Annotated in this window: 16 protein-coding genes; 10 read left to right on the plus strand and 6 right to left on the minus strand. The window is 51.8% G+C overall.

Annotated features, from left to right (window positions below; translation table 11 throughout):
- The first annotated feature begins 135 nt into the window (after window positions 1-135).
- From wecB to ACYU8Y_RS23510, 6 genes are all read left to right on the plus strand, one after another.
- A complete protein-coding gene (wecB, locus tag ACYU8Y_RS23485; RefSeq protein WP_460940586.1) occupies window positions 136-1,230 on the plus strand; it encodes a non-hydrolyzing UDP-N-acetylglucosamine 2-epimerase in 1,095 nt (364 codons plus the stop codon).
- Between the two features lie 74 nt (window positions 1,231-1,304).
- On the plus strand, window positions 1,305-3,512 hold the full coding sequence (locus ACYU8Y_RS23490) for a bi-domain-containing oxidoreductase (RefSeq protein WP_460940587.1): 2,208 nt from the start codon (window positions 1,305-1,307) through the stop codon (window positions 3,510-3,512).
- On the plus strand, window positions 3,505-5,127 hold the full coding sequence (locus tag ACYU8Y_RS23495; RefSeq protein ID WP_460940588.1) for a heparinase II/III domain-containing protein: 1,623 nt from the start codon (window positions 3,505-3,507) through the stop codon (window positions 5,125-5,127). Before ACYU8Y_RS23490 ends, ACYU8Y_RS23495 begins: the two co-directional genes overlap by 8 nt.
- On the plus strand, window positions 5,124-6,377 hold the full coding sequence (locus ACYU8Y_RS23500) for a glycosyltransferase family 4 protein (RefSeq protein ID WP_460940589.1): 1,254 nt from the start codon (window positions 5,124-5,126) through the stop codon (window positions 6,375-6,377). Before ACYU8Y_RS23495 ends, ACYU8Y_RS23500 begins: the two co-directional genes overlap by 4 nt.
- Before the next feature lie 8 nt (window positions 6,378-6,385).
- Window positions 6,386-7,303 (plus strand): NAD-dependent epimerase/dehydratase family protein, encoded by a 918-nt coding sequence (locus tag ACYU8Y_RS23505; protein WP_460940590.1) that lies wholly within the window; start codon window positions 6,386-6,388, stop codon window positions 7,301-7,303.
- Window positions 7,300-8,298, plus strand: coding sequence for an MraY family glycosyltransferase (locus tag ACYU8Y_RS23510; RefSeq protein WP_460940591.1), 999 nt, complete (start codon window positions 7,300-7,302; stop codon window positions 8,296-8,298). The genes ACYU8Y_RS23505 and ACYU8Y_RS23510 overlap by 4 nt, the downstream gene beginning before the upstream one ends.
- Window positions 8,299-8,328: 30 nt before the next feature.
- Here the strand turns inward: ACYU8Y_RS23510 and ACYU8Y_RS23515 are convergent, their stop codons facing one another.
- A complete protein-coding gene (locus ACYU8Y_RS23515; RefSeq protein WP_460940592.1) occupies window positions 8,329-8,805 on the minus strand; it encodes a thioredoxin family protein in 477 nt (158 codons plus the stop codon).
- A gap of 184 nt (window positions 8,806-8,989) precedes the next feature.
- On the opposite strand from ACYU8Y_RS23515, the gene yihA reads away from it, so the two are divergent.
- The gene (yihA, locus tag ACYU8Y_RS23520; RefSeq protein WP_460940593.1) at window positions 8,990-9,592 is read left to right on the plus strand and encodes a ribosome biogenesis GTP-binding protein YihA/YsxC; all 603 of its coding nucleotides are present in this window, start codon (window positions 8,990-8,992) and stop codon (window positions 9,590-9,592) included.
- Window positions 9,593-9,708: 116 nt separating this feature from the next.
- A complete protein-coding gene (locus ACYU8Y_RS23525; protein ID WP_460940594.1) occupies window positions 9,709-10,218 on the plus strand; it encodes a DUF5606 family protein in 510 nt (169 codons plus the stop codon).
- A gap of 152 nt (window positions 10,219-10,370) precedes the next feature.
- Here ACYU8Y_RS23525 and pyk read toward each other — a convergent pair whose 3' ends face one another.
- Window positions 10,371-11,807, minus strand: a complete 1,437-nt coding sequence (pyk, locus tag ACYU8Y_RS23530) for a pyruvate kinase (protein ID WP_460940595.1) — start codon at window positions 11,805-11,807, stop codon at window positions 10,371-10,373.
- A 260-nt stretch (window positions 11,808-12,067) separates the two neighbouring features.
- Window positions 12,068-13,012, minus strand: a complete 945-nt coding sequence (locus tag ACYU8Y_RS23535; protein ID WP_460940596.1) for a ClpXP adapter SpxH family protein — start codon at window positions 13,010-13,012, stop codon at window positions 12,068-12,070.
- A gap of 262 nt (window positions 13,013-13,274) precedes the next feature.
- Between ACYU8Y_RS23535 and ACYU8Y_RS23540 the strand changes: the two genes are divergently transcribed.
- The gene (locus ACYU8Y_RS23540) at window positions 13,275-13,577 is read left to right on the plus strand and encodes a winged helix-turn-helix transcriptional regulator (protein ID WP_460940597.1); all 303 of its coding nucleotides are present in this window, start codon (window positions 13,275-13,277) and stop codon (window positions 13,575-13,577) included.
- A 130-nt stretch (window positions 13,578-13,707) separates the two neighbouring features.
- Here ACYU8Y_RS23540 and priA read toward each other — a convergent pair whose 3' ends face one another.
- On the minus strand, window positions 13,708-16,239 hold the full coding sequence (gene priA, locus ACYU8Y_RS23545; RefSeq protein ID WP_460940598.1) for a replication restart helicase PriA: 2,532 nt from the start codon (window positions 16,237-16,239) through the stop codon (window positions 13,708-13,710).
- A 200-nt stretch (window positions 16,240-16,439) separates the two neighbouring features.
- On the opposite strand from priA, the gene ACYU8Y_RS23550 reads away from it, so the two are divergent.
- Entirely contained in the window at window positions 16,440-17,444 is a 1,005-nt protein-coding gene (locus ACYU8Y_RS23550; RefSeq protein WP_460940599.1) for a YpdA family putative bacillithiol disulfide reductase, read from the plus strand.
- Window positions 17,445-17,493: 49 nt separating this feature from the next.
- Here ACYU8Y_RS23550 and ACYU8Y_RS23555 read toward each other — a convergent pair whose 3' ends face one another.
- Both ACYU8Y_RS23555 and ACYU8Y_RS23560 read right to left on the minus strand, forming a co-directional pair.
- Window positions 17,494-17,892, minus strand: coding sequence for a LytR/AlgR family response regulator transcription factor (locus tag ACYU8Y_RS23555; protein ID WP_460940600.1), 399 nt, complete (start codon window positions 17,890-17,892; stop codon window positions 17,494-17,496).
- Window positions 17,893-18,116: 224 nt separating this feature from the next.
- On the minus strand, window positions 18,117-21,221 hold the full coding sequence (locus ACYU8Y_RS23560) for an efflux RND transporter permease subunit (RefSeq protein ID WP_460940601.1): 3,105 nt from the start codon (window positions 21,219-21,221) through the stop codon (window positions 18,117-18,119).
- Window positions 21,222-21,237: the final 16 nt, after the last annotated feature.

The raw sequence follows: 21,237 nt of genomic DNA on the forward strand, positions 1-21,237 counted from the left end.
CGACACATGGGTTCGGGCTTTCGGTCATAGTCAATTTGGTCAGATTAGTTACTTGGCAGGAACCGGTTCGTCAAAGCAGCATAGCCCGAAAATAAGTAGGGAGACTGGCTACCTTCTGCTCGAAACGCACTGGATATGAAGATTCTTAGCATCGTTGGCGCTCGTCCGAATTTCATGAAAGTGGCTCCGCTGCATCGGGCTTTTGTAACTCAACCGAACATCCAGTCTAAACTCGTTCATACCGGCCAGCATTACGATAGTCAGTTGAGTGATATTTTCATTCGTCAGCTCGATTTGCCTCAACCAGATTATTTCCTATATGCCTCCTCCGGCTCACCGGCTGAGCAGATGGCCGACATCATGCACAAATTTGACGCGGTACTCCATGTCGAGCAACCCGATTGGGTGCTGGTGGTAGGCGATGTGACCAGTACCCTGGCCTGTGCACGGGCGGCTGCTCAGCGGGGTATTCGGGTGGCGCATGTCGAAGCGGGCCTGCGGTCGGGCGATGGCCGGATGCTCGAAGAGTTCAATCGAATTGAAACCGACCGGATCGCCGATTTACTGTTTGTAACCGAGCAGGCTGGACTGGATAATCTCCGACGCGAAGGCATCTCCAGTGAACGAATTCATTTTGTTGGCAATGTCATGATTGATTCGCTGGTGCAGTATCGCCAGAAAGCGGCTGAGCTGAACACGCTGGCGCTGCTGGGAGTAAGCCCACAACGGTATGTGCTCGTCACCATGCATCGACCAACGAATGTGGATACGGAAACGGGCCTGAAAAAACTTCTGCAACTGGTGCAGGCTATCGCCCGGCAGACAACGGTGCTGTTCCCGATTCACCCGCGGACCCAGGCCCGCCTGATTCAATATGGCCTGATGAGCCGCCTGGCGGCCATTCAGGGGGTTCGGCTTCTGGAGCCGCAGGGATACCTGGAGTTTCTGAATCTACTGGAACAGGCGGCCCTTGTCATTACGGATTCGGGTGGGATTCAGGAAGAAACGACGTATCTGAATGTGCCCTGTCTGACCTTTCGCAACTCGACCGAACGACCGGTAACCATTGACTTGGGTACAAACCAACTGCTCGCTGACCTTGATCCCGAAAAAACACTACAGACGGTAATGGCCATTCTGGCGGGGCACGTGAAAACCGGGCAAGTGCCGCCGTTGTGGGATGGTAAAGCGTCTGAGCGCATCGCGAAAATAATGCGCTCGTTGACTTGACCAGAAAGACAACGCGGTAATAGCACCTTGTTGCCTGACTCTGTACGCCTTGTTTATGTATTAATTGATTCCGAATGAAACAACTCATCCAGAACCTCAAAACCGGCGAGACGCTGCTTACGGATGTGCCAGCGCCCCAGAGCCAACCGGGGCACGTGTTGATTCAGACGCGGAGGTCGCTGGTGTCGTTGGGTACGGAACGGATGCTGGTTGAATTTGGGAAAGCCAGCCTGCTGAACAAGGCCCGTCAGCAACCCGATAAGGTGAAGCAGGTTATTGAGAAAATTCAGGCGGATGGGATACGACCAACGCTGGAAGCGGTCATTCGTAAGTTGAATCGGCCGATGCCGCTAGGTTACTGTAATGTCGGCACCGTACTGGCCGTGGGCGATGGCGTAAATGACATTCGCATTGGCGACCGGGTGGCCTCTAATGGCTGTCATGCCGAAGTCGTTTGTGTACCCCGAAATCTGGTCGCCCGGATTCCCGATGCGGTAAGCGACGACGAAGCGGCCTTTACCGTTATGGGGGCCATAGGCTTAAACAGCATTCGGCTCCTTGCCCCAGCCGTCGGTGAAACGGTTGTCGTTATTGGGTTAGGACTACTCGGCCTGCTCACGGCAGAACTGCTTCGAATAAGCGGTTGCCAGGTCATTGGCATTGAGATCAACGAAGCAAAATGCCAGTTGGCAGCAACGAATGGCATAACGGTCATCAACCCGGCATTGGGAGCGGAGCCGATCTCCGCGGTTAGGACACTGACCAATGGAGTAGGGGCGGACGGGGTAATCATTACCGCTTCTGCTCAGACGGATAAACTTCTGTCACAGGCTGTTCGAATGAGCCGACAGAAAGGGACGATTGTTCTTGTGGGCGTGGCAGACCTGACGATAAGCCGGGCCGATTTGTATGAAAAGGAGATTGCTCTGCGGGTCGCGCGTTCGTATGGGCCCGGTCGTTATGACGATGCCTATGAACAAAAGGGGCAGGATTATCCGCTAGCCTACGTGCGTTGGACGGCTAATCGCAATTTCCAGGCAGTTCTCCACTTTCTGGCGACAGGGCAGTTACGGGTAAAACCGTTCATTACCGAAACGGTGCCGTTGGCAGATTACCGAAAAATATACAGTACTCTACAGGCGTCGGGGCGGATTGCCTCGCTGCTCACGTATCCCGAACAGGTCGACCTGAGCCCGGTGCTCAGCTTGCGGGAACAGGCCTATGCGCCGGGTTCTGCAACCATTGGAATTATTGGAGCCGGAAATTTCACGGGTGCGATACTCTTGCCCGCCCTGAAAGCGGCTGGCGGAGTACTCAAAACCATTGCCAGTGCCGGTGGCCTGAACGCAACGCTACTGGCCAGAAAGTTCGGCATTTTACAAAGCACCACCGACTACCGGCAACTGCTGAACGATCCTGCCATTGATGTATGCATAATTACAACCCGGCATGATAGCCACACCCGACTAGCCATCGAAGCTCTGAAAGCAGGTAAACATGTGTTTGTTGAAAAACCGCTGGCTATTTATGCAGCCGAATTACCCGCGCTGATCGAACACCAGCAACAGGCAGGTCGGCTCGTGATGGTGGGTTTCAATCGGCGCTTTTCGCCTTATGCGCAAAAAATGAAGGCGTTGCTAGGCGGCAATCGGTCGGCTGATCTGCCCATGAACATTGTTGCGACAGTCAACGCCGGATGCATCCCGGCTACGTCGTGGCTACATGATCGGGATATTGGGGGTGGGCGGATTCTGGGCGAGGCTTGTCATTTCGTCGATCTGATTACGTTTCTGACGGGTAGTCGGGTCGTGAGCGTATGCATGAATGCAATGGGGCGGCAACCCACCGAAACAAGCGATTCCGCGGCTATACTATTGCAGTACGAAAACGGCTCGACGGGCACGATCAATTACTTTAGCAATGGCAGCAAAGTCTACGCCAAAGAGCGGGTAGAGGTTTACTGGCATGAGCGAACCCTGGTGCTGGACAACTTCCGGACGTTGACGGGCTATGGATTTAAAGGGTTCTCTAGCGTATCAGGGCGACAGAATAAAGGTCATGTCGAGCAGATGACCCGCTTAATTAATCAAGTACGGATGGGGCAACTGCAGCCGAATGAACAGCTTGAATCAGGTCAATCGCTGATTCCCTTTGACGAGATCATCAACACGACGCAAACCATGTTTGCGGCCTTACAGAGCTTGCGGGAAAGGCGGTTTGTGGCCGTTGCGGGTATAAGAATGACTCCTGAGACACCGGATGGACCCGATAAACATGAGTAAGCCCGGACTACACTGGCGAACCCTGAGGTACCTGACCGCTCGTCAATTACTCTTTCAGGTGCTGACTCGGCTGCGTGCGCGACCACGGCTACGTTTGCCCAGGACGGCTCCAGCGGCTTATTTTTTGACGGTTCCTGAAGCCGATAAGCCTCTATCGTGGCAAAATGGGACGTTTGTGTTTCTCAATAGGGCATACGCACCGGAGGAGGAACCAATCAACTGGAACTATCGGTATGACGGAAAAATCGATTACGGTAAACTCTGGACATACAATTTAAACTATTTCGACTTTCTGAATCAGCCGGGTATGAGCCCTGATAGCGGGCTGCGTCTGATTCACGATTTTATTCAGAAAACCGATTCGCTGCGCGATGGACTGGAGGCTTACCCAACCTCACTGCGGGTAATGAACTGGGTAGCATTTTTGAGCCGACATCAAATTCGGCAAGCAATTATTAACTGCCATTTGTTCGCTCAGGTAACCTTGGTACGCCATCGGCTGGAGTACCATATTGGGGGAAATCACCTGCTCGAAAATGGGTATGCCTTGTTACTTGGCTCCCTTTACTTTCGGCATCGGCAGTGGGTTCGACTGGCCGCAGAACTTGTTCGTTCTGAACTGAACCGACAGGTTCTAGCCGATGGTGGTCATGATGAGCGTAGCCCTATGTATCACCAACTCCTGCTCGACCGGTTGCTGACGGTTGTACTGGCTTTACAACACGACACCTGGTATGAGGATTCTACGCTTCTTCGCTGTTTGTCCGACAAAGCGGGTCAAATGCTCAACTGGCTAACGGCCATTACGTTTCGTAACGGCGATGTTCCCCTGGTGAATGACTCAGCTAGTGGCATTGCCCCCACAACAGCTCAACTACAGTCGAAAGCAAAACGGGTGTTAGATGCCCATTTGGGGTCGATGAATAGTTCACAAATTTGGCCAATGGAAACCCCGCTAAGGGATAGCGGCTACCGCATGTTTCGGACGGCCCGGTATGAACTCTTTGCCGATGTCGGCCCGATTGGACCTGACCACCAACCCGGTCATGCCCATGCGGATACGCTTTCCTTCATACTCCATGTGGATAACCTTCCGCTGATTGTGGATAAGGCCGTATCGACTTATCAGGTTGGTCCGCGTCGGGATTTGGAGCGCAGTACAGCTGCCCACAATACGGTAAACATAAACGGGCAAAACTCTTCCGAGGTTTGGGCGGGTTTTCGGGTGGGTCGGCGTGCCAAGACAAACGTAAAAATCGACACCCCAACCAAACTGACAGCCCAGCACGACGGGTATCGCAAGCTTGGCGTTATCCATGAACGGACGTGGTTGGTTGAGCCCAATCAACTGCTACTGACTGATCGTCTGATTGGAAACCGAAAAAATCCGTCGGGAATGGCCCGGTTTCATATCCATCCCGACGTTCGGGTACAATTTCCTGACGATGGGATTCTTATTGGACCACTGCACCTGTCGTTTTCGTCAGAAATTAAACCGGTTGTGTCCGTTGTGAATTGTGACATGGCCGAAGGCTTCAACCGGTTACGGGTTAGTCAATGCCTGGAGGTCCAGTTTACAAACTGGCTAGAAACGACCATGCGCCTTATCGAATGAATGTACTTTACCTAACCTTCTATTTTGAACCGGATATCGGGCCCGGTTCGTTTCGGAATACGGCTCTGGTGCAGGAGTTATCCCGCCAACTGCGTTCGGGTGATACCATCTACGTCATCACGACACGGCCAAACCGGTATCAGGTGTACACACCCACCGCTCCTGAACGCGAAACACGATCCTACGGAGGTTGCCCGGTTACGATTGAGCGCATTCAGATTCCAGCCCATAAAAGTGGCCAACTGGATCAACTACGATCCTTCTGGACATACTTTCGAGCCGCGTACCGACTTGCCCGGCAACAGCGATATGACCTGGTTATTGCGTCCTCATCCCGTTTATTCACGGCTTTTCTGGGAGCTGTACTGGCCCACCGTGGATTTGGCCGGCATGGATTTGCCCACCGTGGATTTGCCCGGCGAACCCCCTTGTATCTCGATATTCGGGATTTATTCCGGGAGGTTATGCTGGAGATGCATAAAAATTCACTAATTCGTTTCCTGTTGAATATACTTTTGTGGCCAGTCGAATGGTATACATTCAGCCGCGCCAGTCATATCAATCTGGTCTCGGAGGGCTTTAAACCCTATTTTCGACTTTTTCGACAGGCCACATACAGTTATTTTACAAACGGGATCGACGATGTCTTTTTGACCATCCCCAGTAGTGGTCCGAATCCCCCTTCAGATGTTAAAACCATTCTTTACGCGGGTAACATTGGCCAGGGGCAGGGCCTGCATAAAATTATTCCACAGGCGGCCCAACAGTTGGGCGAAGGCTATCGGTTCGTCATTTTTGGCAGTGGTGGTGCGAAGAATGAACTTGACTCCCTGCTTCAGGCCAGGAGCGTTTGCAATGTCGACGTGCGTGAACCCGTCAGTCAGGCAGAACTAATGCTTCAGTATCAAAAAGCCGACTATTTGTTTGTTCACCTAAATAATCTGTCGGCCTTTACTCGGGTTCTGCCGTCAAAACTGTTCGAATATGGCGCGACAGATAAACCCATCGTTGCTGGTGTGGTGGGTTATGCAGCTTCGTTTGTCCGTCAACACCTGACCAATGCGATCGTTTTCGCTCCCGGCGATGTCGAGGATTTAGTCAGGCAAATACGTGAAACGCCTTATTATACCTCAACCAGAACAGACTTTAGAACAACCTTCCGACGAGAAGCGATCAGTCGGGCTATGGTTCGGCAACTGCTCAAAACACTAGCCGACAAATGGCAGCATCCATCAAACATACCTAACTGAGCCACGGCATGACTATTTTAGTGACGGGTGCATCCGGTTTTCTGGGGAGTCGAATTTATCAGCAGTTAGTAACGGAGCATTCGATTACTACGCTAGGCCGAACGCCCTGCAGTCCCCGGCATATCCAGTGCGATTTGGCCGCACAGGTGCCTCAGTTACCGGTCAGCCGGTTCGACCTGGTTATTCACGCGGCCGGGAAAGCCAATGCCACGCCCCGTACCGTTGCCGAGCGCGCCGAATACCAGCATGTTAATGTGCAGGGTACCCGGCATTTGCTGAGCGCCTTGGAGAAACAACCCGTTCTGCCGATAGCCCTCGTTTACCTTAGTACAGTACTGGTATATGGCTGCTCCTCGGGACAAGGGCTTCGGGAAACGACGCCACGTCTGGCTACCGATCCCTATGGAGCCAGCAAAGCTGACGCCGAAATGCTGCTGCAGGAATGGGCGCATCGAACGGGCGTCAGGCTGGCCATTCTGCGCTTACCGCTGGTTGTTGCGGAGCCGCTAAACGGGAATCTGGCTACGCTGGAAAGCGCTATTCGGCGGGGGTATTATGTTCGGATTGGCAACGGATTGGCGCGTCGAAGTATGGTTAGGGCCGACGATGTAGCGGCTGTAATTACCCGGGCAGCCAACGTGGGTGGTACGTTTAATCTGACCGATGGTTATCATCCGACCGTTCGCGAACTGGAAGAGGCAATTGCCCGAAAGCTTGGCCGGAAGAAACCAATTCCAGCCGTTCCCCTGTCGCTGGTCAACCCCATTGCTCGTCTTGGCGATGGGATCAATGCCGTTGGTAGTCGATGGTTCCCAGTTGACTCGATTACGCTACGGAAACTAACGAGTACGCTGACCTTCTCCGACGAACCGGCTCGCCAGCAGCTTAACTGGCGTCCACGACTGGTACTTGACTTATTCCGATGAGCTTACTCCACTATGTAGCCTTAGCTCTTTTTCTGATCGGTGCCGAAGCGCTTTACATCCTGTTCGCGCGTTCGATTGGGTTGTTCGACAGACCCAATGAGCGGAGTGCTCACCAAACCCAAACGATCGTTCGGGCGGGGGGCTTTCTATTTTATCCGGCGGCTCTAGTGGCTATCGGGTCTGGTGAAGCCAACCGGTTGTATCTTGGATTGGGGCTAACGGCGGTCATGATCGTCAGCTTTTGGGATGATGTCTCGCCGGTTTCCAAACGTTACCGTCTGGGTATTCACGGGCTCGCCGTAGGCTTACTGTTGATGCAGGAGCGAGACGCGTATACTAGTTGGTATGTTGTGGCCGGGTTACTGGTGCTGGGCGTCGGCATGGTGAACAGCTATAATTTTATGGATGGCATCAATGGGATGACGGCCTTTTACAGCCTGGTTACGGTGGTAACCCTCTGGCTCTGGCAGGCCCAACGGCCAGAAGGCGCCGATTCTCTATTTCCCTGTCTGTGTATTGCGCTGCTCATTTTCAGTTACGTCAACGCTCGACGGCAGGCCATATGCTTTGCGGGCGATGTGGGCAGTATCACGATGGGTTTTACTGTCTTGTATGGTCTTCTGGAGACGATAAACCGGAGTGATACCTACCTGCCCATCTTATTCCTGGCGGTTTACGGCGTCGATGCAGGAACGACCATGCTCCATCGATTGTATTTGCGGCAAAACATCTTTCAAGGGCATCGACTGCATCTTTTTCAGTTGCTGGTTCACCAGGAGCGTTGGCCGCATCTGCGGGTGTCGGCCCTTTATGCCGCCATCCAAGCAAGCATTAATGTCCTGGTGATGGTGGCCAGCAACGGGTCGTTGACAAGCCAGATTTTGTTGGCGGGGACTGTTGTTGGTAGTTTGACGTTGGCGTGTGTATGGGCAAGAAATAAGATGGGCAAAACAAAAGAGGTCGGTTTCGAAAAACCGACCTCACAGTACTTATAAAACCGGCTCGATGCCAGGGCATGTCCGACTTTACTGCTTCACGCTTTTGCCAATGGCAATCAGATTTTCGGGTGTTTGAAGACCCAGGACCTTTTTCAATATTTTTCCGTTACCGTCAATAAACAGCAGGGTAGGGTAGGCTTCCAGCGGATACACCTGTGACAAGGCTGGACCTTCGCCTTTTTCCATGTCCATTTTAACGTTGATAAACTTCTCGTTGTAGAAGTCACCAACGGCTTTTTTGGTGAATACGTTTTTCTGGAGCAGTTTGCAGGGGCCGCACCAGCTAGCGTAGGCATCCAGGAAAATTACCTTTTTCTCGGCTTTCGCCTTCTTTAAAATTTCTTTCCAGGAAGCCTCTGTAAACTGAATGCCTGCAGCATCGTCGCTCAACACACGCTTGCTATCGTTTGTGCGATGCACTTTTGGTGGATTGAGGGCAGCCTGAGTCGATAACGAGTGGACTCCCACCAGCAGAATCGCCAGTAGCCAAATAACTTTTTTCATAGTCGAACCGGAGAACCGGCGGTCTTTATGGTTTTCGGGATGATAACGAACGAACCGGCAACTTTCGTTTCTGCTGGCGCGCCCTTTTAGAGAACATAATTAATGGATAGAACGGCAAATTGCAAATCACGTGCCATTCTCCTTAATCTTTCCGAACTTTGCGGCCGTTTTAGTCCATCATACTATGCCTGTTAAGCAAGCCGAATTCCTCGTCAGTAACTCCGACCCGGCCCTCTGTCCCAAACCCGACCGGCCCGAGTATGCCTTTATTGGCCGTTCGAATGTTGGCAAATCGTCGCTGATTAATATGCTGACGAGCCGGTCTTCGTTGGCCAAAATTTCGGGCAAACCCGGTAAAACTCAGTTGATTAATCACTTCCTCATCGACAATGAGTGGTATCTGGTCGACCTTCCCGGTTATGGTTACGCGCAGGTAAGTAAAGCCGAGCGGGAGAAGTTTGCCGCCTTAATCGATGGCTACCTGACGAGCCGCCCGAATCTGTTGTGCATCTTCGTACTGGTCGATGCCCGCATTGAGCCGCAGAAGATAGATCTCGACTTTATGGCTAATCTGGGTGATCGGGGACTGCCTTTTGTCATTGTATTTACGAAAACAGAAAAACTAAACGCAAGCAAATTACAGACTACGCTGGCCAATTACCGTACAAAACTGCTGGAAGAATGGGAGGAGGCTCCGCAGTTTTTTGTTACCTCCGCTGTTACAGCCGCCGGACGCGAAGACCTTCTTTCGTTTATTCGACCGTTGAACGAAGGATACAAAAAATAACGAAGGAAGAGCCTAATTTGCCAATAAGGTGACGAGCGGACTAAGTAACCTTTCGGGCTTTTATCCTTAAAAAGACAATACACGCAGTAGAACACACGTTACCAATTTATATCTCTATGGAAGCATTAAAACAAATTGCCAATGTAGCTGGCTACAGCGGCCTCTACCGAATTTTGAAACCCGGTCGGGCGGGTGTTATCGTTGAGTCTTTGGATGAAAAGAAGGCAAAAACGATGATGGGCCCAACAGCTCGTGTATCCGTTCTGAGTGATATTTCGATTTACGTAGATGATAATGAGGAGCAATCGATGCCATTGAGCGCCGTATTGACCGAAATTAACTCAAAATATGGTGAGACCTTACTGGTCGATCCAAAAGGGTCGAACGAAGAGTTAGCCGAGTTTATGGCATCGGTTGTGCCGGCTTATGATCGCGACCGTGTTCGCCCTACCGACATCAAGAAACTCATTATCTGGTACGGTATTCTGCGGCAGTTTGCTCCTGATGTATTTGCCACCGCTGAAGAGCCTGCCGAAGCTGCACCAGAAGCAACTGCGGCAGCCGATGACGAAGCGCCCGCTACCGAAGCGCCTGTTGCTGAAGAAAAGCAGACGACAAAAGCGTAAAAAGCTTAAACATACCTTGTCGTACCGGGTTAGGTAATCAGGTAAGACGAATAAAAATCTTCATTTTCAGTGAGAACAGAAAAGCCGCGATGACCCTTGGTTTCGCGGCTTTTTAGTGTCCTATAGAGGGTAAGCGATCGCTTACCCTGATGTTAATCGACCGTACTCAGTTTGACCGTGTTGGTACGACGGGCCTGCGTGAGCGGCATGCTGAGCGTATTGATGAAAATATCGCCCGAGGACAGACGTTTCTGGCTAACAAGCGTCTGCTTGATACCTTCAACCGTCTGATCGATGGTCAGATTCAGATCTGGCTCGTAAGGCAGCACCTGAACCCCCCAGTACAGCCCCAAGGTATTGCGCAGTTGGGCGTCGTTGGAGAAGACAAACAAGTCGGCTTTCGGGCGGTGGTGCGACAGGCGAACGGCCGTATAACCGGAATTCGTGATCCCGATAATGGCTTTTGCTTTCGTGTCACGCGCCAGTCGGCAGGCACTCATCACTACATTGTCGTTGATGGCGTTTTCGCTTGGGTGCTCGTTAACCTGCGCGTGGTAGCGATAATAGATCTTATCCGTAGAGGTTTCAACCTGTAGAATGGTGTTGGCCATGCTTTCGACGGCCAGCGTTGGGTATTTTCCCGATGCGGTTTCGGCGCTTAGCATAACGGCATCGGCGCCGTCCATCACCGAGTTGGCAATGTCGTTGATCTCCGCGCGGGTTGGCCGGGGGGAATCAATCATGCTTTCGAGCATCTGCGTGGCTACAATAACCGGTTTTGCTGCCCGGTTGCACTTTTCCACCAGCATTTTCTGAATCATGGGTACCTCTTCGGCGGGCAATTCAACGCCAAGGTCACCCCGGGCCACCATTAAGCCATCCGTAGCGGCAATGATTTCGTCGATGTTCTGAATGGCTTCCGGCTTTTCGATTTTTGCGATAACCCGGCTTTTTTTCCCTCTCGACCGAATGTATTCCTTGATCTCGAGAATTTCGGATGCTTCGCGGACGAACGACAGCGCGATCCACTCGGCATCATGTTCCAGACCAAATTCCAGATCGGCCCAGTCCTTCTCCGTAACCGCAGGCATGGATACCTTCGTGTTCGGCAGGTTCACGCCTTTCTTCGATTTCATGGAGCCGCCATACACGACTTCCGTAACGACATCGGTGCCTTCTGTCCGGAGTACCCTCACTTCCAGTTTACCGTCGTCCATCAGGATGCGTTCGCCGGTATGCACATCGCGATACATATCTTTATACGGGGTACTCACGCGCTGGGATGTTCCAATGATATCGTCGTTGGTGAAGACCAGTTCCTGACCCGCTTCGATCAATACGCCATCTTTATTTTCAACGTTACCAATCCGGATTTTAGGCCCTTGTAAATCCTGCAGTATACAGAGGTTGAGGTTATGCTCTGCGTTCAGTTCGCGAATGCGGTTGAGCCGCATCAGGTGATCTTCGTGGGTGCCGTGGGAAAAATTGAGCCGGAATACGTTTACTCCTGCTTTGGCTAAGGCCAGTAGTTGCTCTTTTGTTTCGGAAGCGGGGCCAACAGTAGCCACGATCTTGGTTTTCTTAGACATGAGGGGCGGAAAAAAATTGGGCAAAATTGGCCAATAGCCAGTGCAAAAATAACCGGATGGTCTGATAAACGGTGGTATTTGTGTAAATTTTACGAGATGCCTTGCCCGACTTCGTTACCAAATGGCTTTAATGCGGGCGTGGTGACGCATAAAATTGTGATCCGATCAACCGATTGTCAGGCCATCCGCTGGTAGTCGACACCGTATGGGCGAACGGTACGTGGTTGTGTTCAGACGTTGACCCCCTCAAGGAAAAATTGTCAGATGACGTTTTGTATGGCCTCTCTGGTCTGCTCACGTAGCCATAAGTCGCCATTCTTCGTTCGGATGCTGGACAAGTGTCCCTGTTCAGTCAGGCTCTGCAAATAGGCTTCGCTGTCTTGTCGCGGAACACCCGACAGTTCCGAAAACTCACGGGCGGTCAGTGAAGGGTAGTGAGCAAATAAACGCTGCCACTGCGTGTCAATCTCGTTCTTCTGAACCGAATCGTCAATCTTTTTGAGCGCATTCTCGTATACGCTGTAAGGTTTGGACCCGTAAACAAATTCCTGCTTACCCGATTCATCGCCGAAAAACATGGATGGAAACCCCCGTACACTTAGTTTCTGCCCAAGTTGTAGGTCGTCTGCAAATAGGGTTTGAGCCTCCCCTTCGTAGTCTGTTTTCAGTCTGGCAATGTCTAACCCAACCCATTGGGCGGCCTCTTCCAGGTGCTCCCATTTGGTAATGTTCTTCTTTTGCAGGAAAACCATCTCCCGAATTTTCCGCAGAAAGTAGACCGCTTTCTCTGGGCTCTGCATCTGGGCGGCCTTGACGGCAATGGAAGGCGGGTAAGAGGAATTAAGCGGATCTTCCAGCCATACGTCTCCGTCAATGGGCATGTCGTAATGACGGCTCACGTCATCCCAATGATGAGCCACATCCGATGGTTTACTAATGCCACCGCTGTTGTAGCTCCAGTCGGGAAGTAACCCTCCCATTCGGTAGTCTATTTCCAGGGAATGACCATATTCGAGTTTTAGCCTGCGCAATTGGGGTTCAATGCCCCAACACGACGAACAGATCGGGTCGGTATAGTAAATAAGTTTAACGGGCTTTTCAACCGCTGAAACGACCTGCATGGGTGACGCCGATGTTGAATCAGGGAGTTCACACATCCCGGTTTCTATATCGCACAAAAGCGGATTTTGAGTTTGATTGTCCATTTTGATTTTAGTTGATGGAGTCCTGCATTCACCTGCCAGCGACCCGTGTTGCCTTACAATTTTTCCGTTTGTCTTACTTTTGCGCTGTTCACTTTGGAAACGACTACTCTATTTCTCTACGAAATAAATTGTTGATCCGGGCATTCGGAATCTCCATTTTAGTAAAGACTGATCGTCCAGTTGCCGTCGTGTTAAATGAGTAACTTGGCAGCAAAGTTGGGCAGTGTATACGGATGAGTCAATTAGTCAAAAAAAGTTGACTATGGAAAAAAAACAAAAAAGTGAAAACCGTTGCCCGGCTGAAGAGCTGTTGAAAATACTTTCCGGAAAGTGGAAGCCTCAGCTTTTCAAGCTGGCGCTGGATGGGCCATTACGTTTTGGTGCATTACTGCGCCAAGTGGAAGGGGCTAATAAACAGTCGCTGGCTACCAGCTTGAAAGAACTCGTGGATGAAGGTTATCTGGACAAAGTGGTGATAAAGGCCAAGCCCCTGCATATCGAATATTCCTTGTCCGAGAAAGGAAAGATGCTTATTCCCGTTTTTGAGCAACTAGAAATTCTATAATATAGCCTCCCTCCACCCGAGTGTCTCCACAACGAGTGTGGGTATTGTACGACCCCGTTGATTTTGCTGCGTCAAGCAAGCGGCTTCTTTATTCGAATCTTGATTTTTCGGGATAAAATACGGTAACGGTCTACAAACAGTCCACGTCCGTCACGATGCTGACTTGCCGCAAACCCTTGTCGGTCAGAATGTCGTTGATACGGTCCTGAATGAATGTCTTCACCGCTTTCATATTGACTTTATCCCGCTCGATCTTAATCAGGATATCGTATAAAAACTGATTCCGAATTCGTTCCACCAGTGGTTCTTCAGGCCCTAAAACGCGGCTTCCTCCCAACGCATCCGTTAGTTCGGTGGCCAGTCGGCTGGCTGCCTGTTGACTAATGGCCCGGTCTGTATGCCGGACGGTTAGTTTGATCAGGCGGCAGAAGGGGGGGTAATTGAAATTCTGTCGCTCCTGAAGCTCTTCCTCGTAAAGGCCTTTATAATCATTTTCGATTACCTTTTGTAGAACCGGCTGCTGCGGATTACTGGTCTGGATGAGTACCGTTCCCTGGCGCCCTGCCCGTCGACCGGCTCGCCCGCTTACCTGCGTAATCATTTGAAACGCCCGTTCCGTAGCGCGAAAGTCGGGGAAGTGAATAAGCCGGTCGGCATCGAAAATACCCACTAAACTAACGTTATCGAAGTCGAGACCTTTGGTTATCATCTGCGTACCGACCAGGATATCGACTTGTCCCCCTTCAAATTCCTGAATAATTTGCTGGTACGCATTTTTGGCCCGCGTCGTATCCAGGTCCATGCGCAATACCCGCGACTGCGGGAAGAAAATCTGTAGTTGGTCTTCCAGCTTTTCCGTCCCGAAGCCAATGGTTTTCACCTTCGTCGATCCGCAGGTAGGGCAGGTGCGTGGCACGCCTTCTTTATGGCCGCAGTAATGGCAGCGCAGTTCCGCGTCGCGCTGGTGATAGGTCAGGCTAACGGCGCAGTTGGGACACTCGGCCGTCCAGTCGCAGTCTTCGCACTGCATATAAGGTGAATACCCCCGGCGGTTCTGAAAAAGAATGCTTTGTTCTTTCCGCTCCATATTGGCTTCCAGCGCCCCCAGCAACGCCGATGAAAACTCATTTTTCATCGTCTTTTGCTTTTTCTCCTGCTGCACGTTGACCAGGACGATATTGGGCAGTGTGGCCGCGCCAAACCGCTGAAAGAGTTCAACCAGCCCATAACGCCCCTGTTTGGCCTGGTAGTAAGTTTCCAGTGAGGGGGTTGCCGAGCCAAGCAGGACTTTGGCCTGCTGCCAGTGGGCCAGCATGATGGCCACATCGCGGGCGTGGTAGCGGGGAGCCGGGTCGTGCTGCTTGTAGCTGGTTTCGTGTTCTTCATCAACGATGATCAGGCCCAGGTTGTCGAAGGGCAGAAAGACCGCCGACCGCACCCCAACCACAAACTGGTATTGACCGGACACAACGCCTTTCCAGACTTCAACCCGCTCGTTATCCGAGAATTTGGAGTGGTAAATGCCCATTTTATCGCCGAAAACGCGCTGCAGACGAACCACGATCTGGGTCGTCAGCGCAATTTCGGGGAGCAGGTACAGCACTTGCGATCCGCTGGCCAGGGCCTGCTGAATAAGGTCGATATATACCTCGGTCTTGCCACTGCCGGTAATGCCGTGGAGCAGTACGATGTTCTGGCTATCGAACTGGCTCATGATCTGGGTCGAAGCAGCCCGCTGGGCATCCGTCAATTTGATTTCTGCCTGGGGCGTTCCGGCGTCGTTATCGGCAAAACGCGGCTGGATAACCTCAAACGTTTCGAACACCTGATTTTTGATCAGTGTCGTCAGGGATGACTGCGAGAGTTCGTCATCCTGGTTCAGAATCGTTTTATCGAGTCCCTTCTGGTTGAGCGCGGGCGTGCGCTGCATCGGAACGTGGCTCAGGTAGCGCATTACGACCTCCTGCTGTTTGGGCAGTTTTTCGAGCCGTTGCAGCAGGACCAGCAGTTGCTCCCGTTCTTCGTAGGTGCGGTGCAGGCGAACCTTCCGAATCATTTTCGGGACGTACTTTTCCCGCACTTCTTCAAAGACAATAATGGCTTTTTTGCCCACCAATGACTTGATCAGGGCGGCTACGTTACTGCCTTCGCCTAGGAGCCGTTCGAGTTCTTCGTACGATAAGGCCGGGTGTTTTTTTAACTCGGTAAGCAACGTTGTCTCGAACTCGGTAAGTAGCTCAGGGTAATCGAAATCGGGATTGAACTGCACCTTCGACTGGCTCGAAATTTTTAGTCCTGACGGTAAGGCAACGTTCATGACCTCACCGATACAGCACATGTAGTATTCCGAAATCCACTTGAAAAGCTCCAACTGGTAGCCGGTAGTCAGTGGATATTCATCCAGTATTTCATTGATGTAACGGGCCTGATAACCAGTGGGTGGCGTATGGTGGAGTTTGGCAACAATAGCCGTGAGCACACGCCCATTCCTTTTTCCGAAGGGAACGATAACGCGGGCACCAATTTTAATAACTTCCGCCATCCCACGAGGAACCCGGTAGGTAAATAGTTTGGGAACAGGGATAGGTAAGATCAAATCGGCGAAGAAGGTAACTTCCTCACTTTCGAATGATAAGAATAATGTATCGGCTTTATTTTCCACAAGGATGACGAACGTCTAGTAAATATAGGTACAAAACCGCTCGCCACGGGTAAACCTGCTGCCTAAATTCGCGAACATTATTGGCTTATAATCACGCAAAAGACCTGAGTAACGCAACCTTTGGGGACTTTTTGCTTGTTAATGAGATGCGTTGTGTTTGGGCACACGCTTACGAATAATCGCGCTTTATTGAGCACTATATGCAAACATACGATGTCATTATTGTTGGCGGAGGCCCCTGCGGGCTGGCGGCTGGCATTGAAGCGGCTAAAGCTGGTTTGAGTCATTTGATTCTGGAGATGGGTAGCCTGACCGAGTCGATCCGGCAATACCCGCGCCGGATGCGGTTCTTCTCAACCGCCGAAAATATTGAAATTGGCGGGCTTCCCTTTGCCATTTCGGATGTGAAAGCCGGGCGTGACGAAGCCCTTCAATATTACCGCAAGGTAGCCGCCTATTATCACCTGAATTTTGAACTGTTCAAGGAAGTCTGGGCCGTGCGGAAAGAAGGCAATGAGTTTATCGTCACAACGACGGCGAATGACCACTTCCGGGCACGCAAAGTCATCATGGCAACGGGTTACTTCACCCGGCCCCGCTGGCTCAATATTCCCGGCGAAAACCTGCCGCATGTCTCTCATTACTACGACGAGCCTTTCAAATATTCGTTTACCAATGTGGTGATCATTGGCGGGTCGAATTCGGCGGTCGAAGCGGCTTTGGAGCTATACCGGCACGATGTGAACATAACGGTCGTACACCGGGGCGATGATTTCCGGAGTACGGTAAAATACTGGCTGGTTCCTGATGTGAAAAACCGGGTGAAAGAAGGGAAGATAAAAACAGCCTTCAACGCGTCGGTGACGCAGATCAGCGAGAAATCTGTCACCATCAACAACCTGAAAACGGGCGAAGAAACCGAACTTGCCGCCGATTTTGTCCTGGTCTTAACGGGCTACATTCCCGATGCGGACCTGTTGCGTCGGTGCGGTATCGAACTCGATCCGGTTACGCAGGTACCCACGTATAACAAGGAAAACTTCGAAACGACCGTGCCGGGCCTGTACGTATGCGGTACGGTTATGGCCGGCATCTATACGGAGAAGGTGTTTATCGAAAATGGCCGGGAACATGCCCGGGCTATAGTCGATCACATCATGGGCCGGGAGGTACACAAAGTGGCCGAGCTGATTCAACGCATTTGAGTGGATTACCGGGGCCGGGCTACGGCGCGACCCCAGTAAATTGCATGGGTTAATTAGACAGAACATGCTTTGCAAACAGCTTTCTGACGGCAAACCAACGGCGACGCGACACGGGTAGAACAACGCCCGACCGTAAGTGAACAAATCCCCCCTTATCCGGCTCGATGCGTTCCATCCGATCGATATAATGAAGGTTAACAATGCAGTTACGGTGCAGGCGCACAAACCAGTTATTCGGCAACTGAGGTACGTAATATTTTAAGGTGCGCGGCATCAGTATACGTTGACCATCTTTCCAGTGAAGCCAGCTGTAATTGCCGGTAGCCTGTAAAAACATGAGGTCTGATATCGGAAAGTCATGTTGCCCGCTGGACCGTACGTACATTTTCAGTGCGCCGGTAGGCAGGGTAATCAGTGGAGTAGGGTTAGGGTAAAGGTTAGTCGTCATAGGCTTGCGCGCAAGGAAAAGTTAAACACGTCGCTTAAAGAAAAAATGGAGTATACTTATCTGAGAAAGCTCAAAAATAACCTGCGCTAAAAACCGGATAGAATTTATGTTGTCAATCGTTGAAAATCGTAGTTGAATGACTGCCCAGCGTAAGTAAACAACAGAACGCCCATCTACAGCAATGGCTATAGATGGGCGTTCTGTTGTTTACCTTTATCGATCCGTCAAATAGTTAGCGCGTGATGCTTCCGATTGAATATCCGGTAAATAATGGGGAAGATAAGCAGCGTGAGAATCGTAGCTGTAATAAGCCCGCCAATGACAACGATGGCCAGCGGTTTCTGGGTTTCGGAGCCAATGCCTGTCGAAACAGCCGCCGGTAACAAGCCGATGGCCGCCATGAGTGCCGTCATGACCACGGGCCGAATCCGGGATCGGACACCTTCTCGTATGGCTTCGTCGAGCGGCATCCGGGCCTTACGGTTGTTGTTAAACACCGAGATCAGAATGACGCCGTTCTGCACACAGATGCCGAACAGGGCAATGAAACCCACGCCTGCCGAAATGCCAAAGTTCATGCCGGTGACATGCAACGCCAGAATGCCACCAATGAGCGCGAACGGAACATTCAGCAGCACCAGCCCCGCATCTTTGGCACTTCCGAACAGAACAAACAGGATCACGAAAATTGTTGCCAGACTGATAGGAACAACCTGCCCCAAACGGCCCGTGGCCCGAACCTGGTTTTCGAACTCGCCCGTCCAACTGATGCTATAGCCTTTGGGCAGATCATTGATGGCTTTATCGACCCGTTGCTGGGCCTCGGCAACGGTACTGCCGAGGTCGCGCTCCCGCACCGAGAATTTCACCCCAACAAACCGTTTGTTATTGTCGCGATAGACGAAGGCCGGTCCCGTCACTTCCCGCAAGGTGGCAATTTCGCGCAGCGGTATCTTATCCCCGCGCAGGGTCGGAACCATCAGCCGCATGATGTCATCGCCGGTGCGCCGGTAATCTTCGCCGTAGCGAACCCGAATGTCGAATTTGCGTTCGCCTTCGTATAAGACAGACGCCGTTTTACCGCCAATCGCCATCTCGATAACGGACTGGGCATCAGCCGTCGTCACGCCGTACAGCGCCATCTTCCGGTCATCAAACAGCACGCTGATTTCCGGCTGGCCAATGTTCCGCAGCACCCCCACGTCTTTCACCCCCGGCACATCGCGTATGGCCGCCGTTACCCGGTTGGCATACTTCTCGAGTTCGTCGAGGTCGCTGCCAAAGATCTTGATTCCGTTGCTGGCCTTGAAACCCGCTACGGCCTCGGCTACATTGTCGATGATGGGTTGCGAATAGTTGTAATTAATGCCCTGGTAGCTCTTCAGCTTTGTGTCCATTTCCTCGATCAGGCCATCGACCGTAATGGTACGCTTCCAGGTTGTTTTGGGCTGAAGATCGACCTGAAACTGACAGAAATAGAACCCGTTAGGATCGGTGCCGTCGTTAGAGCGACCCGTTTGCGAGAGAATCTGCTTTACTTCCGGAAACTTCTGAAGATCTTCCCGGATCGAATGCGCCATCTTGATACTTTCGGGCAGCGACATGCTCATTGGCATTTCGGCCGTTACCCACAGCGCCCCTTCGTTGAGGGTCGGCAGAAATTCCGAGCCTAACAGCGTCGAAGAGAAGAAGGTGGCAGCCATGAAGGCGATGCTGGCGAATAAACTCAGCCGCCGACGGGAAAAACACCAGGTAAAACCCGCCATGACGGTTCGGTCGAAGAAATTGACCAGTGGATTGTTCTTTTCCTTAACATCCTTTTTAAGGAGGATTGAACACAAAACGGGAACGAGCGTCAGGGTGAACAGCAGCGCGCCCAGCAGGGCAAAGCCCAGCGTCCAGGCCAGTGGAGAAAACATTTTTCCTTCCACTTTCTGGAACGAGAAAATGGGCAGCAGCGCGGTGATAATGATCAGTTTAGAGAAAAAAACGGCTTTGCCCAGCTCACCGCCGGTTTTTTTGATCAGCCCCCACTTGGCCATTTTGTTAAATTTAGTCATGCCGACGCGATGCGCCTGGTGGTCGAGCGCCACAAAAATACCTTCGACCATGACCACCGCCCCGTCGACAATGATGCCAAAATCGACGGCACCCATAGAGAGCAGGTTGGCCGACATGCCTCGCAACTTGAGACACATAAAGGCAAACAGCAGGGCCAGCGGAATGACAATCGAGACAATGATGGTTGTGCGCCAGTCGGCCATGAACAAAAACACGACGACCGTTACCAAAACGATCCCTTCGGTCAGGTTATGCAGTACCGTTCGGGTGCAGAACGAGATCAGGTCGTCGCGGTCATAAAAAGTAACCATCTTGACATCGGAGGGCAGCACGCGGGTATTCAGATCCTCGATCTTGGCTTTTACCCGTTCCAGTACCTCACTGGGGTTCTCATTTTTGCGCATAACGACAATGCCTTCGACAACATCGTCGTCGGTATTGAGCCCTACCTGCCCAACGCGCGGCAGATTCGATTCGGCCACTTCGGCCACGTTTTTGACGAGTACCGGATTTCCGCCTAAATCTTCAACGATCAGGTTTTCAATATCGGCAATCGACGTCAGCAGGCCAATGCCCCGCACAACGTAGGCCTGCCCGTTTCGCTCGATCACGTCGCCCCCCACATTGATGTTGCTGCGGGTTACGGCCTGGTAAACTTCCAGGGGCGTGATGTCGTACTTGGCGAGCTGGGTCGGATTGACCCGAATTTCGTAGCTTTTTTCCCGTCCACCGAAGGCGACCACATCGGCCACACCCGGTACACTACGGAGCTGGCGGTCGATGACCCAGTTGTGGAGCGTCAGCAGTTCGCGACTGTCGCGGTTGGGCGATTTGAGCGTAAACCGGAAAATTTCGCCGGTAGGGCCGTACGGAGGCTGCACCTCCGGACCGACGCCTTCAGGCAGCGATACGGACCGGAGTTGGTTATTGACCTGCTGCCGGGCAAAAAAATCGTCGACGTCGTCATCAAAAATAATTTTGATGACACTCAGCCCGAACATGGTGACGGAGCGAACGCTGGATTTGCGCTGCACGGAGTTCATGCCAATCTCGATGGGCGCGGTGACAAAGCGCTCGATTTCTTCGGCCGAGCGACCCTTCCATTCCGTTACAACAATAATCTGGGTGTTTGTGACATCGGGAAAGGCTTCGAGGGGCGTAGTGAGGTAACTGGCAACACCGGCAATGATAAGGCCGATGGTCATGAAAAAGATGAAAAAGCGGTTCTTCAACGAAAAACCAACTACGTTACGGATGAAAGCATTCATAGCTGAGTTGGATGGG

It is taken from the genome of Spirosoma humi, from assembly GCF_054776575.1.